General features: G+C 60.8%; 14 protein-coding genes. 7 read left to right on the top strand and 7 right to left on the bottom strand.

What is annotated here, in order from left to right; genetic code table 11:
- Window positions 1–77: 77 nt before the first annotated feature.
- The gene (greB, locus tag DXT88_RS10500) at window positions 78–635 is read right to left on the bottom strand and encodes a transcription elongation factor GreB (RefSeq protein ID WP_265213232.1); all 558 of its coding nucleotides are present in this window, start codon (window positions 633–635) and stop codon (window positions 78–80) included.
- 140 nt (window positions 636–775) lie between these two features.
- On the opposite strand from greB, the gene DXT88_RS10495 reads away from it, so the two are divergent.
- Together DXT88_RS10495 and DXT88_RS10490 are read left to right on the top strand one after the other, a co-directional pair.
- Window positions 776–1,666 (top strand): hypothetical protein, encoded by an 891-nt coding sequence (locus DXT88_RS10495; RefSeq protein WP_016835099.1) that lies wholly within the window; start codon window positions 776–778, stop codon window positions 1,664–1,666.
- A 105-nt stretch (window positions 1,667–1,771) separates the two neighbouring features.
- On the top strand, window positions 1,772–2,368 hold the full coding sequence (locus tag DXT88_RS10490; protein ID WP_265213230.1) for a hypothetical protein: 597 nt from the start codon (window positions 1,772–1,774) through the stop codon (window positions 2,366–2,368).
- A 94-nt stretch (window positions 2,369–2,462) separates the two neighbouring features.
- Here DXT88_RS10490 and DXT88_RS10485 read toward each other — a convergent pair whose 3' ends face one another.
- The 5 genes from DXT88_RS10485 to DXT88_RS10465 all read right to left on the bottom strand — a co-directional run bounded on the left by DXT88_RS10485 (window position 2,463) and on the right by DXT88_RS10465 (window position 7,144).
- Complete coding sequence (locus DXT88_RS10485) at window positions 2,463–3,809, bottom strand: EAL and HDOD domain-containing protein (RefSeq protein ID WP_016835097.1); 1,347 nt, start codon at window positions 3,807–3,809, stop codon at window positions 2,463–2,465.
- On the bottom strand, window positions 3,806–3,967 hold the full coding sequence (locus DXT88_RS10480; protein ID WP_157137886.1) for a hypothetical protein: 162 nt from the start codon (window positions 3,965–3,967) through the stop codon (window positions 3,806–3,808). The genes DXT88_RS10485 and DXT88_RS10480 overlap by 4 nt, the downstream gene beginning before the upstream one ends.
- Window positions 3,968–4,855 (bottom strand): 23S rRNA (adenine(2030)-N(6))-methyltransferase RlmJ, encoded by an 888-nt coding sequence (locus DXT88_RS10475; protein WP_265213227.1) that lies wholly within the window; start codon window positions 4,853–4,855, stop codon window positions 3,968–3,970. It lies immediately after the preceding gene.
- 189 nt (window positions 4,856–5,044) lie between these two features.
- Window positions 5,045–6,781 carry a ClcB-like voltage-gated chloride channel protein gene (locus tag DXT88_RS10470; protein WP_265213225.1) on the bottom strand — a complete coding sequence of 579 codons (1,737 nt, stop codon included), beginning with the start codon at window positions 6,779–6,781 and terminating at the stop codon, window positions 5,045–5,047.
- 9 nt (window positions 6,782–6,790) lie between these two features.
- Window positions 6,791–7,144, bottom strand: coding sequence for a winged helix-turn-helix domain-containing protein (locus tag DXT88_RS10465; RefSeq protein ID WP_016835095.1), 354 nt, complete (start codon window positions 7,142–7,144; stop codon window positions 6,791–6,793).
- A gap of 123 nt (window positions 7,145–7,267) precedes the next feature.
- Here DXT88_RS10465 and modA point away from each other — a divergent pair, with 123 nt between their 5' ends.
- From modA to DXT88_RS10450, 3 genes are read left to right on the top strand one after another with little or no spacing between them, the layout of a single operon-like run.
- Window positions 7,268–8,053: a molybdate ABC transporter substrate-binding protein gene (gene modA / locus DXT88_RS10460; RefSeq protein ID WP_265213221.1), complete on the top strand. Its 786-nt coding sequence runs from the start codon at window positions 7,268–7,270 to the stop codon at window positions 8,051–8,053.
- A gap of 57 nt (window positions 8,054–8,110) precedes the next feature.
- Window positions 8,111–8,788, top strand: coding sequence for a molybdate ABC transporter permease subunit (modB, locus tag DXT88_RS10455; RefSeq protein WP_265213219.1), 678 nt, complete (start codon window positions 8,111–8,113; stop codon window positions 8,786–8,788).
- Window positions 8,785–9,456: a sulfate/molybdate ABC transporter ATP-binding protein gene (locus DXT88_RS10450; RefSeq protein ID WP_265213217.1), complete on the top strand. Its 672-nt coding sequence runs from the start codon at window positions 8,785–8,787 to the stop codon at window positions 9,454–9,456. Before modB ends, DXT88_RS10450 begins: the two co-directional genes overlap by 4 nt.
- Window positions 9,457–9,567: 111 nt before the next feature.
- On the opposite strand, the gene aceA is transcribed toward DXT88_RS10450, so the two are convergent.
- The gene (aceA, locus tag DXT88_RS10445; RefSeq protein WP_016835092.1) at window positions 9,568–10,872 is read right to left on the bottom strand and encodes an isocitrate lyase; all 1,305 of its coding nucleotides are present in this window, start codon (window positions 10,870–10,872) and stop codon (window positions 9,568–9,570) included.
- Between the two features lie 397 nt (window positions 10,873–11,269).
- Between aceA and DXT88_RS10440 the strand changes: the two genes are divergently transcribed.
- Window positions 11,270–11,809, top strand: a complete 540-nt coding sequence (locus DXT88_RS10440; RefSeq protein WP_265213214.1) for a PaaI family thioesterase — start codon at window positions 11,270–11,272, stop codon at window positions 11,807–11,809.
- A 123-nt stretch (window positions 11,810–11,932) separates the two neighbouring features.
- Window positions 11,933–14,161, top strand: coding sequence for an FUSC family membrane protein (locus tag DXT88_RS10435; protein WP_016835090.1), 2,229 nt, complete (start codon window positions 11,933–11,935; stop codon window positions 14,159–14,161).
- Window positions 14,162–14,198 lie beyond the last annotated feature (37 nt).

Genomic DNA, 14,198 nt, shown 5'->3' with positions numbered 1-14,198 from the left:
ACCGGAACCAGGTCGTGCTGCGGGAACAGGAAGCAGAATCCGTTCCAAGCCGACGACATAGCCGGCCCAGGCAAGGCTCAATCCTGCCGCGCCGGATAACTGACCTCGAGGATGGTCAGCTGCTCGACGCCGGCCGGCGTCTGCAGCGTCACTTCGTCGCCTTCGCGTGCCTTGGTCAGGGTGCGCGCCACCGGTGAGATCCAGCTGATCTTGCCGTTGAGCGGATCGAGCTCGTCGATGCCGACGATGGTGACGGTATGTTCGATGCCGTCCTGATTTTCATAGGTCACCGTAGCGCCGAAAAAGATCTGGTCGTTGCCGTGATGGATGGTCGGATCCACCACTTCGGCGATGTCGAGGCGCTTGGTCAGGAAACGGATGCGGCGATCGATCTCGCGCAGGCGGCGCTTGCCGTAGATGTAGTCGCCGTTTTCCGAACGGTCGCCGTTGGAGGCGGCCCAATGCACGATGCGCACCACTTCCGGACGGTCGACGTCGATCAGGTGCAGCAGCTCATCCTTGATGCGCTTGTGCCCCGCCGGCGTCATGTAATTCCTGGTGCCCGCGGGAATGGCCGGCAACGCCAGTTCGTCGTCATCGTCGCCGTCGGATTCTTTTACGAATGCTTTATTCATGTTCTCGCTTGCATATTCCATGTAGTCCAGGCCTTGAGCCTGTCCATCATTGTAGCGGTATGTTAAAGTCCCCGAGCGCGCAATTACACTGCGCCGACGCCAAAACAAAGCTTCCCGCACCGACTTCTTCCGCCTTTTCCATGACATCTTCTTCGACTCGCTACCGTATCGGCCTGGCCGCCAACCGTGCCCACCAGGACGCCCCCAACTCTGCGCTGGTGCAACTGCTCCAGGGTTCGCGCGCGCGCATCGAAGCGCTGCAACCGGAACTGGTCGTGGTCGGCCGCACGCTCGACGCGATCGGCCATCTCGGCCTGCTGCCGGGTTATCCGCACATCGAGCGCTTCCCTTATGGGCGCCAGGGCGGCCTGATGAAGCTGGTGTCGCGCGTGGTCGACAGCGATCCGGCACGCATGCTGGACGCCATCATTTACCTGATCGATCCTGTCGATCCGTCCTCGACCTTCCCGGAAGCGGTGGCCCTCAAGCGCCAATGCGTAATCCACGGCAAACCCTTCCTGTCGACGCTGGCCGGCGCCCAGGAATGGTTCGAATTGGAAGCGATTGCCGGCGGCGCTGCGCCTGATCCGGCGCGCGATGGCTCGTTCCGGCTGGCCGACGAAGGCATTGCCCTGATCGCCCATGATTCAATGAAAGCGCGCATGCTGGCACTGGCCGAACGCCATTTCGACGTGCTCGACAGTTTCGGTTTCCGCTGCGCCACCGGCACCACCGGCGGCCTGCTCAACGAACTCGCGGTCAAGATCAAGGGTGAAGCCGGCCGCAACTGGGTCAAGCCTTTCCTGAGCGGTCCGCTCGGCGGTGACGCCCAGATTGCCGAGTTGATCCTGGAACATGAATGCCGCCGCGTGCTATTCCTGGAAGATCCGCACGTCGCCCGCCAGCATGAAGCCGACATCCAGCTGCTGGAACGCGCCGCACGCACCGTAACCGACTATGCCTCCTGCATGAGCGATGAGAAATGGGGCGATCGCTGGCTCAGCTTGATCAAGCAGCGTCAGGTGCGCTGACCACTGCGGGCGACCAAGGAATTCCCTGAAGCAAGTCCGGCTTGTTTTTGGCGCGCCTGCCCAACATATGCCTGCAGCGGGCTTCGCGCATTCATGAGGACGTCCTTGTCGCACAACATCAGAAAATACCTGCTGGCGCCTTTCGTCTACACCGCGGCATTGCTTTTGCTGCTGGAAGAATGGCTGTGGGACGCCAGCAAACGCCTGTTCGCCCGGCTGCCGCTGATCCCGTTCATCGTGCGCCTGGAAGCCTGGGTCGCCGGCGTGCCGCCCTACGTGGCGCTGGTCATCTTCGTACTGCCCAGCCTGCTGCTGTTCCCCGTCAAAATCCTGGCCCTGATGTCGATTACCCACGGCCATCCGACATTGGGTCTGATCATCATCGTCAGCGCCAAAGTGCTCGGCACTGCACTGGTGGCGCGCGTGTACACGCTGACGCAGAAAGCCTTGCTGTCGCTGCCCTGGTTTGCTCGCTACCGGGACATCATATTGCGCTTCAAGGACCGCATGATTGCGCAACTGCGTGCGACGCATGCGTGGCAGCAGGTCGAAGCCGGACTGGCCGCCTTCAAGGAGGCGCGGCGGCGCTGGTGGGCAACGTTCAAGGAACATTGGAGCGGACGCAACAGACGTAATGGCCACGGCAATCGCCTGGCGCGCATGATAAAAAAATACGCCGCGAGGCGACGTGATCGGGAATGAGCGGTAACGGCAGGAAATGAAAATCAAACCGAAAATGAAACCGCCGACATGGCGTCGGCGGCGCTTTGAATCAGATGATCAACTGATCAACTGATCAGCTGTCCTGCTCGGCGACGTTGCCGGCGCCGGCTTCCGCTTCGACTTTCTTCTCGGGCACATGTCCCATGTTGGTGGAAATGTTGTTGCCCCATTCGAATGCCTGGGTTTCCAGTTCGTAGAAATCTTCGGCGCTCAGTTGCAGCCCGTCGAGCAATTCCTTCATCTGCTCCGGCGTCTTGTCGGCCTTTTCGGTAGCCTCGGCCAGTTGCAGGATCTCGCCGTAGAAGCCGGTGCGGAACAGCAATGCGTCGCGGATTTCCGCACTCACCGTGATCTGGGTGAGGATGGTTTCCATCGGCATGCCGAACAAGGCATCGACCAGCGACATGATGCCCACGGTGAAGGCGATCTCGGACATCTTGCGACGACCGGGACGGATTCTTTCGGTGATCAGCTCCAGCATTTTGCCGCGCGTCGCCGCCAGAATCAGCAACGGCGACAGCGTATGCGCCTTGTCCTTCTCGGTATTGGCGAACAGCAGGATCTGCATCCAGCGCTTGAGTTGCCGGCGCCCCAGCACGATCAGAGCCTGCCCGAGCGAGTCGATATGCTTCATGAAACCGTACACCGGCGTATTCACCAGGCGCAGCAGTGTCAGGCTCAACGCGACGTCACGCTTGATATAGCGCACGATCTCGCCGTTGTCGACGTTGCGCACCAGCAGCGTCAGGATGTGCATGATGACGATCTTGGACGCTTCCAGCTTCTTGCCCTGCAGGATTACCGGCTTGGCGAAGTAATAGCCCTGGAAGTAGTCGAAGCCGAAGGTCACGCAATCGCGGAACTGCTCGACCGTCTCGACCTTTTCGGCCAACAGCATCTTTTGGGCGCGTTTGAAATGCACGCTCAGCTTGAGCAGCTTGCTTGCGTCCACTTCCATCACGTCGATCTTGATGATTTTGACTAGCGGTAGCAACTGGGCGATATCTTCCGACTCGGTGATGACATCGTCCAGCGCGAACACATAGCCGGCGCGCACCAGTTCATTGACGCGCTTGACCAGTTCGGGAGTGACTTTGACGGTTTCGAGGATTTCCAGCACCACCTTGTCGGCCGGCAGGAAATTGATGAAGTCGCTCATCAGCACGGTAGCATCAACGTTGATGAAGCCATGCAGGCTGCCGATGACGTTGTTGAGGCCGAGTTCGGACGCGTGCGCGATGACGGATGCCGTTGCCGAAACGTCGTCGTTGACGTTGGCCGGCCCAAACGCGGCGTTGCGGAACAACAGCTCGTAACCGATCAATTCCTGTTCGCGGTTCAGGATCGGTTGACGGGCCAGGAAAAAATCATGGGCGTGATGCGCCGGGGCGGCGTCGTGATCAGGAGACGGTTCGGTCATGATTTTTTGTTTTGGATAACCCCGGCACTTCCGGCAGGCAATGAAGCTTTGGCATGATCTTCTATTGTATGCCGTGATCCATTGCCGATACCAGAAAACATTTCACGGATGAGACGGCGGCAAAACCTGCCGCCGCAAGCCTCGTCGGAACGATACATTCAAGCCTCTCCCGATTCCAGCAGGAAACCGGCACCGCTGTCGCGACCCAGCACCTTCACCAGATACGGCATCACTTCCTTCAAGGTCGCCAACAGCGTCCATGGCGGATTCAGCACGAACATGCCGCTGGTGTGCAGGCCGAAGCCATCCGGCGACGGCGAACTGATCGATAGCGTGACGTTGATCCAGCTCTTGGCGCCAAGACGCTTGAGACGATCGGAAAACTGTTTGGACTCGATCCGTTGCAGCACAGGATACCAGACCGCATAGGTGCCGGTCGGGAAGCGCACCAGCGCATCCTGCAGGGTTTCCTTGACCTTCTGGTAGTCGCGCTTGTCTTCGTACGGCGGGTCGATGAGCACCAGCGCACGCCGCGACGGCGGCGGCAGCAGCGCCTTGAGTGCGAGGAAACCGTCGCCGCGTTCGATCATCACGCGCTTGCCGCGCGAAGTCGGACGCTTGCCCTGCTCGGCGGCGTGCGCATCGAGTTTGCGGAAATTGTCGGCCAGTATCTTGCTTTCGGTCGTATGCAGCTCGAACAGGCGCAGACGATCCTGCTCGCGCATCACCTGGTTCGCGCAATACGGCGAGCCGGGGTAATAGCGCATCTTGCCGCTAGGATTGAGGTCTTTCACCACTTGCACGTAGTCGGCAACGGCTTCGGGCAGATCGGTGCGATCCCACAGCGGGCCGATGCCGGTTTCGTATTCGGCGTTCTTGCTGGCGTAATTTCCGTCCAGCGCATAGACGCCTCCGCCGGCATGGGTGTCGACCACCATGTAGGGAGTGTCTTTCTGGCCGAGATAACGCATCAACTGGATCGTCACCATGTGCTTGAGCACATCAGCGTGATTGCCAGCGTGGAAGGCATGGCGGTAACTCAGCATAAAATCGTTCGAATCCCTGAAATGTTGGTGGCCGTCGCCGGCTTTGACAATGCTTGTACCAAAATCACGCGAAACAGCGCCGTGTTTGGTAGTTTTTCACATTTAATGTCGCATTCTAACAAGGTTGCTTGCTGAATAGTCACCCCGCCCCCGAATGTTACAAAGCGATCAACAACTTTTTGAAGCAACCTACTCACCCGAACGATCCAGGCGAAAATACGCATCCAGCAACGATGTCTTGAATACCACGCCGAGCAGACGCGGGTCTTCCGTGCTGGAAATCACCGGCAGACGCTCGCCCTGATGATCGAGGAACAACTGCAAAGCTTCCCCCAGCGACATGTCCGGCGTCACTTCATGCAAGAAGTGCGTGCGCATGAAATCCCCCGCGCACTTGGTCGCGATATCGTCCTTGTCGAGCAGCAACGAGGTCACGTCCTGCAAGGCCACCACGCCCAGATAACGATTCTCCTGGTCGGTGATGTAGATGTATTTGACCGGATATTGCAGGAAGATGCGGGTCACTTCGGAAAACGGCGCGTCCTTTTGCAGCACGGTTTCAGCCGGCTTGATCAGCTCGCTCATATGGGTGCCGCGCAGGCGAATGCGCTCGGCCGCGTCGCGATGGCGCTTGAGCGTGATTTCGTACATCGAATTGCCGTCCAGGCTGCGCGCGATGACATACGCCACGACGCAGGACAGCATCAGCGGCAGCACCACCTGGTAGCTCAGCGTCATCTCGAAGATCATCAGGATCGCCATCAGCGGCGCGTTGGTCGCCGCCGCCAGGAATGCGCCCATCCCCACCATCGCGTACGCGAATGGCTGCGAAATCGCATGCGGCCACAACGCATGCGCCATGTCGCCGAACAGGAAACCGATGGCCGCGCCGACGAACAGGGTCGGCGTGAAAATCCCGCCGACGGCGCCCGAACCGGTGGTCAGTGCCGTCGCGACGATCTTGTAGATCATCACGATCAGCACCGTCGACCATAGCCAGTCGGTGTGCAACAGCGAATTGACCACGCTGTAGCCGTTTCCCCACACCTCCGGCACCCGCACCGACAGCAGCCCGACCAGCAATCCTCCCAGGCCGAGCCGCAGCGGCAACGGCAGGCGGGTCTTCCGGAACGCCGTCTTGCTCAGTTCAAGCAGGCGCAGGAATTGCGGCGCCAGCAGCCCGGCGATCACGCCCAACACCACGAACAGGATGATCTCGACGCCGGCCACTTCCGGGAAGTACGGCATCTCGTAGGCAGGCTTGTAACCCGGCAGCTCGCGCATCGTGATATTGGCCACCACCGACGCCACCACCACCGGGCCGAAGCTTTCCATCACCAGCGCGCCAAGCACGATTTCGGTGACGAAGAAGGCGCCCGCGATCGGCGCGTTGTAGGCGGAAGTAATCCCGGCAGCGGCGCCGCAGGCCACCAGCAGGCGCATGCGCGACGACGGAAAATGGGCGAAACGGCCGACCAGCGAAGCGCACAAGGCCGCCAGTTGCACCATCGGCCCTTCCCGTCCGATCGAGCCGCCCGAGCCGACCGTGGCCAGCGACGACAGGCTGCGCAGCAAGGTATGACGAATCGGAATCCGGCCGTCGCCGATGGCCACGGCCTCCATGTAGTCCGAAGTGGCGCCGGCCGGCATGCGTTTGGCCCAGATCAGGATCAGCCCGGCCACCACGCCGCCGCAGGTCGGCAACAGCACACGCATCTGCCAGGACAGGCCCTTGGCGATTTCGACGAAGCTGCCGCTATGCCCGGTCAGCAGGTATTGCACGGCGTCGATGCATTCGCGGAAACCTATCGTCGCCAGCGCGCCGACGAAGCCGACCACGGCCGCCCACAGCAGCATCGCATGGCTTTCGGACATGCGCAGCCAGGTTTGCAGGCGGAAGCGATATTTGAGGAGAGCGTTGCGCATCGACGTCGTTCAGTCCTTGCCGACGATCAGGGATTGCAGGTGCTGCATGTCTTTTTCGATGGCGGCGTCGGCCTTCTTTTGCATGCGCTGGTAGCAAGCCACCACTTCGCGCGCCAGCTCGGTGATGCTGGCGCCACCGCCCTTGGCGCCGCCGGTTGCGGTTGCCACCAGCGGCTGATTGAAGCAGCGATTCATTTCTTCGACCAGCAGCCAGGCGCGCCGGTACGACATTTCCATTTCCCGCGCCGCGCCGGAAATCGACCCGTTGCGATCAATCGCCAGCAGCAAGGCGGCTTTGCCGGGGCCGAAGGCAATCGTGTCGCCCTGCATCACGCGCAATCGTACGGTTTTGGAATTTGTCATGACCGCGATTGTAGCAAGGGCTCCAGGCAAATTACATGTATATGCGACGACGAATTGACTATCGTTATATCCTTACGTATATTTCGACAAAACTCTTCGTCCATTCAGAAAAACAGAGCCCCCATGTCCACTTCCCTTACCGCACAATCCCTGCGCAGGTTCGTCGCATCCGCCTCGTGCGCCTTGCTGGCGCTATCTTTGATGGCGACGCCGGCGCACGCGACCGACCTCGTGGTCTCCGCCGCCGCCAGCCTGACCAACGCATTCAAGGACCTGGGTGCTGCATTTGAACAGCAAAATCCCGGCGTCAAGGTGATCAACAACTTCGGCGCCTCCGACATCCTGATGCAGCAAATCGTGCGCGGCGCGCCGGCCGACGTATTCGCCTCGGCGGATCAGACTGCAATGGACAAGGCCATCGCGGAAAAAGCCGTGCAAGCATCCACGCGCAAGAATTTCGCCGCCAACCAGATCGTCCTGATCGTTCCCGGCGACAGCACCCTGCCGCTCGCCAGCCTGAAGGACCTGACCCGGCCCGCCGTCAAGAAAGTCGCACTCGGCAATCCGGCATCGGTGCCGTTCGGCCGCTACACCAAGACCGCGCTGGAAAGCGCCGGCCTGTGGGACGCCGTTCTGGCCAAGGGCGTGATGGCGCAAAACGTGCGCCAGAGCCTGGACTACGTCGCGCGCGGCGAAGTCGAAGCCGGCTTCGTCTTCGCCACCGATGCCGCCGTCATGCCGGACAAGGTCAAGGTCGCGATCCGCATTCCATCCGATACGCCTGCCACTTATCCGATCGCGGTGACGGCAAGCACTGCGCAGGCAGCACTGGCTGCAAAATATCTCGCCTACGTGCAATCGGCGGCCGGCCAGGCGGTGCTGGCGCGTTACGGCTTCCTCAAACCCTGATAACCCTGCTACGCTGCGGCCTGATCAACTCTCACTCGCTCACGCGTTTCCTAAACTATGGGTGCAGTCTGGACTCCGTTGCTGCTCTCGCTCAAGGTCGCGGGCTGGGCAACGGTGCTCAATCTCTTCTTCGGCGTCGCGGCGGCCTACGGGCTGTCGCGCTGGCGCTCGCCGCTGCGCGACCTGGTCGACTCGATCCTGACGTTGCCGCTGGTGCTGCCGCCGACCGTGCTCGGCTATTACCTGCTGGTGCTGTTCGGCAAGCGCGGCGCCTTCGGCGCGTGGTTGTCGGGCCTGGGAATTGAACTGGTATTCACCTGGCAAGGCGCGGTGATCGCCTCGACCATCGTGGCCTTCCCGCTGGTGCTGAAGTCGGCGCGTGCTGCCTTTGAAAATGTCGACAAGCAGCTTGAAAATGCCGCGCGCGTGCTAGGCGTGTCCGAAGCCGGCGTGTTCTTCCGCGTGAGCCTGCCGCTGGCGGCGCGCGGCATTGCCGCCGGTGTGCTGCTGGCGTTCGCCCGTGCGCTGGGCGAATTCGGCGCCACGCTGATGATCGCCGGCAATCTGCCGGGCCGCACGCAAACGCTCTCGGTCGCTATCTATGAAGCGGTACAGGCCGGCGACGACTCCACCGCGACCTTGCTGGTGGTGATCACCTCGGTCACCTGCGTCGCCGTGCTGCTGATCGCCGGACGCCTGATGCCGGGCCATACACGCCGGGCGGATCTGTCGTGAGCGTCGCCGTCCGCATCCGCAAGGAGCTGCGCGCCGATGATCGCGTGTTCCAGCTCGACATCGACTTCGCCTCCGACAGCGATCGCATCGTGCTGTATGGTCCCTCTGGCTCAGGAAAGAGCCTGACGCTCAAGGCCGTGGCCGGTCTCATGACGCCCGACGAAGGCAGGATCACGCTGAACCGGCGCACGTTGTTCGACGCCGCGCACGGCGTCAACGTACGGCCGCAACAGCGCAACGTCGCCTATCTGTTCCAGGATTACGCGCTGTTCCCTCACCTGACGGTAGCGCAGAACATCGCCTTCGGACTGCAGCGCGGCTGCCTCAACCTGCGCAAGCCTGCTTCGCATCCGGCGGTCGCCCGCTGGCTGCAGGCGTTCGGGCTGGACGCCACAGCCGGCAGCTATCCCTCGCAGATTTCCGGCGGCCAGCGCCAGCGCGTCGCACTGGCGCGGGCGCTGGTGGCGCAACCCGACATCCTGCTGCTGGATGAGCCCTTCTCCGCACTCGACCTGTCGTTGCGCGAACGCATGCGTCACGAGCTCAGCGAGCTGCAACAACAACTGCATGTGCCGATGCTGATCATCACCCACGATCCGGCCGACGTCGACGTGCTGGGCGACGCCGTGTTCGAGGTGCGCGACGGCATGGTCTCCCGCCAAAAGTAAAAAAGCCGCACTCTTGTGGAGTGCGGCTCCCGCAGGGACGGGGGTGGATACCCCCTGAAACTTCAATCGCTCTTAAGCAAACTTATTGAGCAACTTTATTGAGCAAACTTCTCAGGCAACCTTCTTTTCGGCGCCATCGAAGAACTGTTCATCTTCCGTCGAGCCGTGCAACGCCGTGGTCGACGACTGGCCTTGCTGAATCGCCTGGGTGACCGCGTCGAAGTAACCGGTGCCGACTTCGCGCTGATGCTTGACCGCGGTGAAGCCCTTGTCGGCTGCTGCGAATTCGGCTTCCTGCAATTCCACGAAGGCCGACATCTGGTTACGCGCATAGCCGTGCGCCAGGTTGAACATCGAATAGTTCAATGCATGGAAACCGGCCAGCGTGATGAACTGGAACTTGTAGCCCATGGCGCCCAGTTCCTTCTGGAATTTGGCGATGGTGGCGTCGTCCAGGTTCTTTTTCCAGTTGAACGACGGCGAGCAGTTATACGACAGCATCTTGCCCGGGAACTTGGCGTGGATGGCTTCGGCGAATTTCTTGGCGAAGGCCAGGTCCGGCTTGCCGGTTTCGCACCAGACCAGGTCGGCGTATTCCGAATAGGCCAGGCCGCGCGAGATGGCCTGGTCGATGCCCGGACGGGTCTTGAAGAAACCTTCGACGGTGCGCTCGCCGGTCAGGAACGGCTTGTCGTTGTCGTCCACGTCGGACGTCAGCAAGTCGGCCGCTTCGGCATCGGTACGGGCGATCACCAGCGTGCTGGTGCCGGAAACGTCGGCCGCCAGGCGCGCCGCGTTGAGCTTTTCGACCGCTTCGCGTGTCGGCACCAGCACCTTGCCGCCCATGTGGCCGCACTTCTTCACCGACGCCAGTTGATCTTCGAAGTGAACGCCGGCGGCGCCCGCGTCGATCATCGACTTCATCAGCTCATAGGCGTTCAGCACGCCGCCGAAACCGGCTTCCGCGTCGGCCACGATCGGTGCGAAGAAGTCGATGTCGTTCTTGCCTTCCGACCATTGGATCTGGTCGGCGCGCTGGAAGGTATTGTTGATGCGCTTGACCACCATCGGCACCGAGTTGGCTGGATACAGCGATTGGTCGGGATACATTTCGCCGGCCAGGTTGGCGTCGCCGGCGACTTGCCAGCCGGACAGGTAGATCGCCTTCAGGCCGGCCTTGACCTGTTGCATCGCCTGGTTGCCGGTCAGCGCGCCGAGGGCATTGACGAACGGTTCGTTGTTGACCAGATTCCACAGCTTTTCGGCGCCGCGCTTGGCCAGCGTGTGCTCGATCTGCACCGAGCCGCGCAGGCGCACCACGTCGTCGGCCGAGTAGTTGCGCTTGACGCCTGCCCAACGTGGGTTCTCCGCCCAGTCTTTAGCCAGTGCCTGAATTTGTTGTTCGCGTGTCGTCATGGTCAATCTCCTTAAGGTAGTAAGAAAATGGAGGTCAGGAAGTGAAATCCATGACTTCATAATAGGCTTTTCGGTGCAGAGCAACAATGTCTTATATAAGACATATCAATAAATTTTTAACCTTAATATTCAATATGTTAAATATAAGTTTTCGCGATACGAAATGAAATTTCTGAAAATGAAATATATCCATGATGCTGTGCAATCGCATTTTTCACGATGTGAAACGCTATTTTTGCATCATGAAAAACAGACCTGACCTACCTCCTTTTGCCGCCACATGGATGCCGGGGCATAATGCATTCCATCTTTCATCATAAAAGTCACGCGTCATTCATCAATGCAAAATCAATGCAAATGACCGCGCCTCACAACCATATAAGCAATAAGGACCGCCATGAGCCCCACCAGCAACAGAGAAGAGACACTCCGCCAATGGCAAGCCCGCGAAGCCGAAGTGCGCGCCAAACTGGCCGCGCCCGGCGTGGCGTCGATGGATGAACTGAAGGCCGGCAGCGGCATGGATTTCCTGCAGCGCATCTGGGATGGCAAGCTGCCGTCGGTGCCGATCGGCGAAACCATGGATTTCATCCCGATTGAAGGCGAACCGGGCCGCATCGTATTTCAGGGCACGCCGGGCAAACAGCATTACAACCCGCTGGGCAGCGTGCATGGCGGCTACTTCTGCACCCTGCTCGACTCGGCCGTCGGCTGCGCCGTGCATTCCGTGCTGCCGCAAGGAATGGGGTACACCACGCTGGAACTGAAGGTAAACCTGATTCGCGCACTGACAGCAACAACCGGACCGGTGCGCGCCGAAGGCAAGGTGATCCAGGTCGGCAACCGCGTCGGCATCGCCGAGGGCCGCATCGTCGACGTCGACGGCAAGATCTATGCACATGCGACGACGACCTGCCTGGTGTTTCCGTTGCCGTAAGCGTTGTGCATGGCAGTTGCTGAAGCCCGGGGGCACGCATCCATTGCGCATCCCTAGCCTATCGGTTGTCTATTGGAGGCAGAAGGGTCAGAATGGCGCTAATAGAAATCAGCCGACGCCCTCATGCATTACGCCCTGGATATACGCACCTTCCTCTTCAGCCATTATTTCTATACCGGCCTGCGCATCGCCACCGGCGTCGTCGGCCTGACCATGCTGGTCTTCAACATGGCCGACATGCAGACCACCATGACGGTCTTCCTCGGCGCGCTGTGCACCAGCCTGATGGACTTGCCCAGTCCGCTACGCCACAAATTCAATGAAATGCTCGCCGGCGTGCTGCTGTGCACCCTGGTGATGCTGGTGATCAGCCTGTGCGCCCCCATCCATTGGCTGGTCAGCGTGGCGATGGTGCTGGTCAGCTTCCTCGCCAGCATGATGGTGGTGTACGGCAAGAAGACCTTGCCGCTGCAATTTGCCGCATTGATGGTGATGACGCTGTCGATGGAAAACAGCGTGCCGTTTGACGAAGCCTTCCTGCATGCCGGCTTCTTCCTGGCCGGCGGCCTCGGCTACCTGACCTATTCGATGATCGTGTCTTATTTTTTGCGGCGGCGCGTCAAACAGCAGGTATTGGCGGAAGCATTATTCGAGCTGGCGCGCTACCTGCGCATCAAGGCCGATTTCTATGACGTGCGCAGCGACCTGCAGACCCAGTTCACGACGCTGGTGCGCCAGCAGATCGTGCTGGCCGACAAGCTGCAGGCGTCGCGCGACCTGGTGCTGCGCGACATGCACACCAAACAGGACGGCTTGCTGGTGCACGTCCATCTGAGCATGCTCGAGCTGTACGAGCAAGTCTTGTCGACGCATGCCGACTACGCCCTGCTGCGCAGCCATTTCGGCGACACCGACGTCATCATCTTCCTGCGCGACCTGGCCAACAAGACCGCCGAGGACATCGAGTCGATCGCCTATGCCGTCACCCGCAAGCGCGTCTCGACGCCGACCGTCAACTACAAGGCCGAGCTGCGCGCCGTGCAATACGAGATGCAGCAGCTGCAACAGGACAACCTGGCCGGGCAGATCCCCGACGAAGCCATCACGGTGCTGCGCGTCACCTACAACAAGATCCTCGACATCATCGAACTGATCTCGCAGCTGCACCTGGCCACGCAAACCCCGATCGACGCGATCCCCATCCTGCCGGGGTCCGACATGACGCCGTTCCTGACCCAGCAAAAGTACAAGGCCGGCCTGCTGATCGCCAACCTGCGCTGGCAGTCGCCGATCTTCCGCTTCGCCATCCGCGTCGCGCTGGCGGTCTCGACCGGCCTGTGGATCGCCGCCCATCTGCCGTACATGTCGCACGGCTACTGGATCGTGCTGACCATCGTCATTATCCTCAAACCCAATTTCAGCTCGACCAAGCAGCGCATGAGCGATCGCCTGATCGGCACCATCATCGGCTGCCTGCTGACCGCGCTGATCCTGCGCTTCGTGCATGATCCGATGGGCTTGCTGGCGGTGCTGTTCATCGCCAGCGTGGCGGCGCCGGCCTTCACCTACGTCAAGTACCGCTATACCGCGATCGCGGCGTCGGTGCAGATCCTGATGCTGCTCAACCTGCTGCTGCCGGCCGGCCATCACGGCGCGGTCGGCGAACGCCTGGTTGACACCATCATCGGCGTGGCCATCGCCACCATCTTCAGCTACGTGCTGCCGAGCTGGGAATACCGCGACCTGCCGCGCCTGCTCAAGAACGTGCTGCACGCCAGCCATCGCTACATCAAGGCCAGCCGCGACATGCTGGAAGGCAAGGTCAACGACGACTTCTTTTACCGTGTTTGCCGCAAGGGTTTCATGGACAGCCTGTCGGCGCTGATTTCGGCGCAGGTGCGCATGATGGACGAGCCGATCAGCAAGCAGCGCGCAGTGCGCGAGATCAACCGCTTCGTGGTGCAAAACTATCTGGTGGCGGCGCACATTGCCGCGCTGCGCATCCTGCTGCGCCGCCATGCCGAAGGCTTGCCGCGCGACCCCGTCAACAAGCTGATCGAACAGACTTACCAGAGCGCCACCGCCCATCTGCTGCACGCGCAAACCATCCTGGCCGGCCCGGACGGCACTACCGCGGCGACGGTGCCGGTGGAGGAAGTCGTACCCGTTAATCCGCTGGCGGAAACCGTGGCGGCCGAAGACATTGCCCTGGCGACCCAACCCGATGCCGCCGAATGGTCCGGCTGGCATACCTTCCGGCGTCGCGCTGCCCTGCTCGACAACGACTTGCAGGAAATCGTCGCGCAAACCGGCGCCATTGAAAGCATCCTGCGCAAGGCGGAGACTGCATAATTACGGCCGACGCGTTAAACCAGCTACCTGAACTGAT

This window comes from Herbaspirillum lusitanum, from assembly GCF_026127345.1.
In the GTDB taxonomy this organism is placed as follows: Bacteria; Pseudomonadota; Gammaproteobacteria; order Burkholderiales; family Burkholderiaceae_D; genus Herbaspirillum; species Herbaspirillum lusitanum.
The sequence above is the reverse complement of the archived record's forward strand: the minus strand, read 5'-3'. Positions and strand labels throughout refer to the sequence as shown.

What these genes read in the sequence shown, in the direction of transcription:
- DXT88_RS10475 (WP_265213227.1), bottom strand. Translation starts at nt 4,855, where the DNA reads ATGCTGAGTTACCGCCATGCCTTCCACGCTGGCAATCACGCTGATGTG.
- modB (WP_265213219.1), top strand. Translation starts at nt 8,111, where the DNA reads ATGGGTGCAGTCTGGACTCCGTTGCTGCTCTCGCTCAAGGTCGCGGGC.
- DXT88_RS10465 (WP_016835095.1), bottom strand. Translation starts at nt 7,144, where the DNA reads ATGACAAATTCCAAAACCGTACGATTGCGCGTGATGCAGGGCGACACG.
- DXT88_RS10470 (WP_265213225.1), bottom strand. Translation starts at nt 6,781, where the DNA reads ATGCGCAACGCTCTCCTCAAATATCGCTTCCGCCTGCAAACCTGGCTG.
- greB (WP_265213232.1), bottom strand. Translation starts at nt 635, where the DNA reads ATGAATAAAGCATTCGTAAAAGAATCCGACGGCGACGATGACGACGAA.
- DXT88_RS10440 (WP_265213214.1), top strand. Translation starts at nt 11,270, where the DNA reads ATGAGCCCCACCAGCAACAGAGAAGAGACACTCCGCCAATGGCAAGCC.
- DXT88_RS10480 (WP_157137886.1), bottom strand. Translation starts at nt 3,967, where the DNA reads ATGTATCGTTCCGACGAGGCTTGCGGCGGCAGGTTTTGCCGCCGTCTC.
- DXT88_RS10435 (WP_016835090.1), top strand. Translation starts at nt 11,933, where the DNA reads ATGCATTACGCCCTGGATATACGCACCTTCCTCTTCAGCCATTATTTC.
- modA (WP_265213221.1), top strand. Translation starts at nt 7,268, where the DNA reads ATGTCCACTTCCCTTACCGCACAATCCCTGCGCAGGTTCGTCGCATCC.
- DXT88_RS10495 (WP_016835099.1), top strand. Translation starts at nt 776, where the DNA reads ATGACATCTTCTTCGACTCGCTACCGTATCGGCCTGGCCGCCAACCGT.
- aceA (WP_016835092.1), bottom strand. Translation starts at nt 10,872, where the DNA reads ATGACGACACGCGAACAACAAATTCAGGCACTGGCTAAAGACTGGGCG.
- DXT88_RS10485 (WP_016835097.1), bottom strand. Translation starts at nt 3,809, where the DNA reads ATGACCGAACCGTCTCCTGATCACGACGCCGCCCCGGCGCATCACGCC.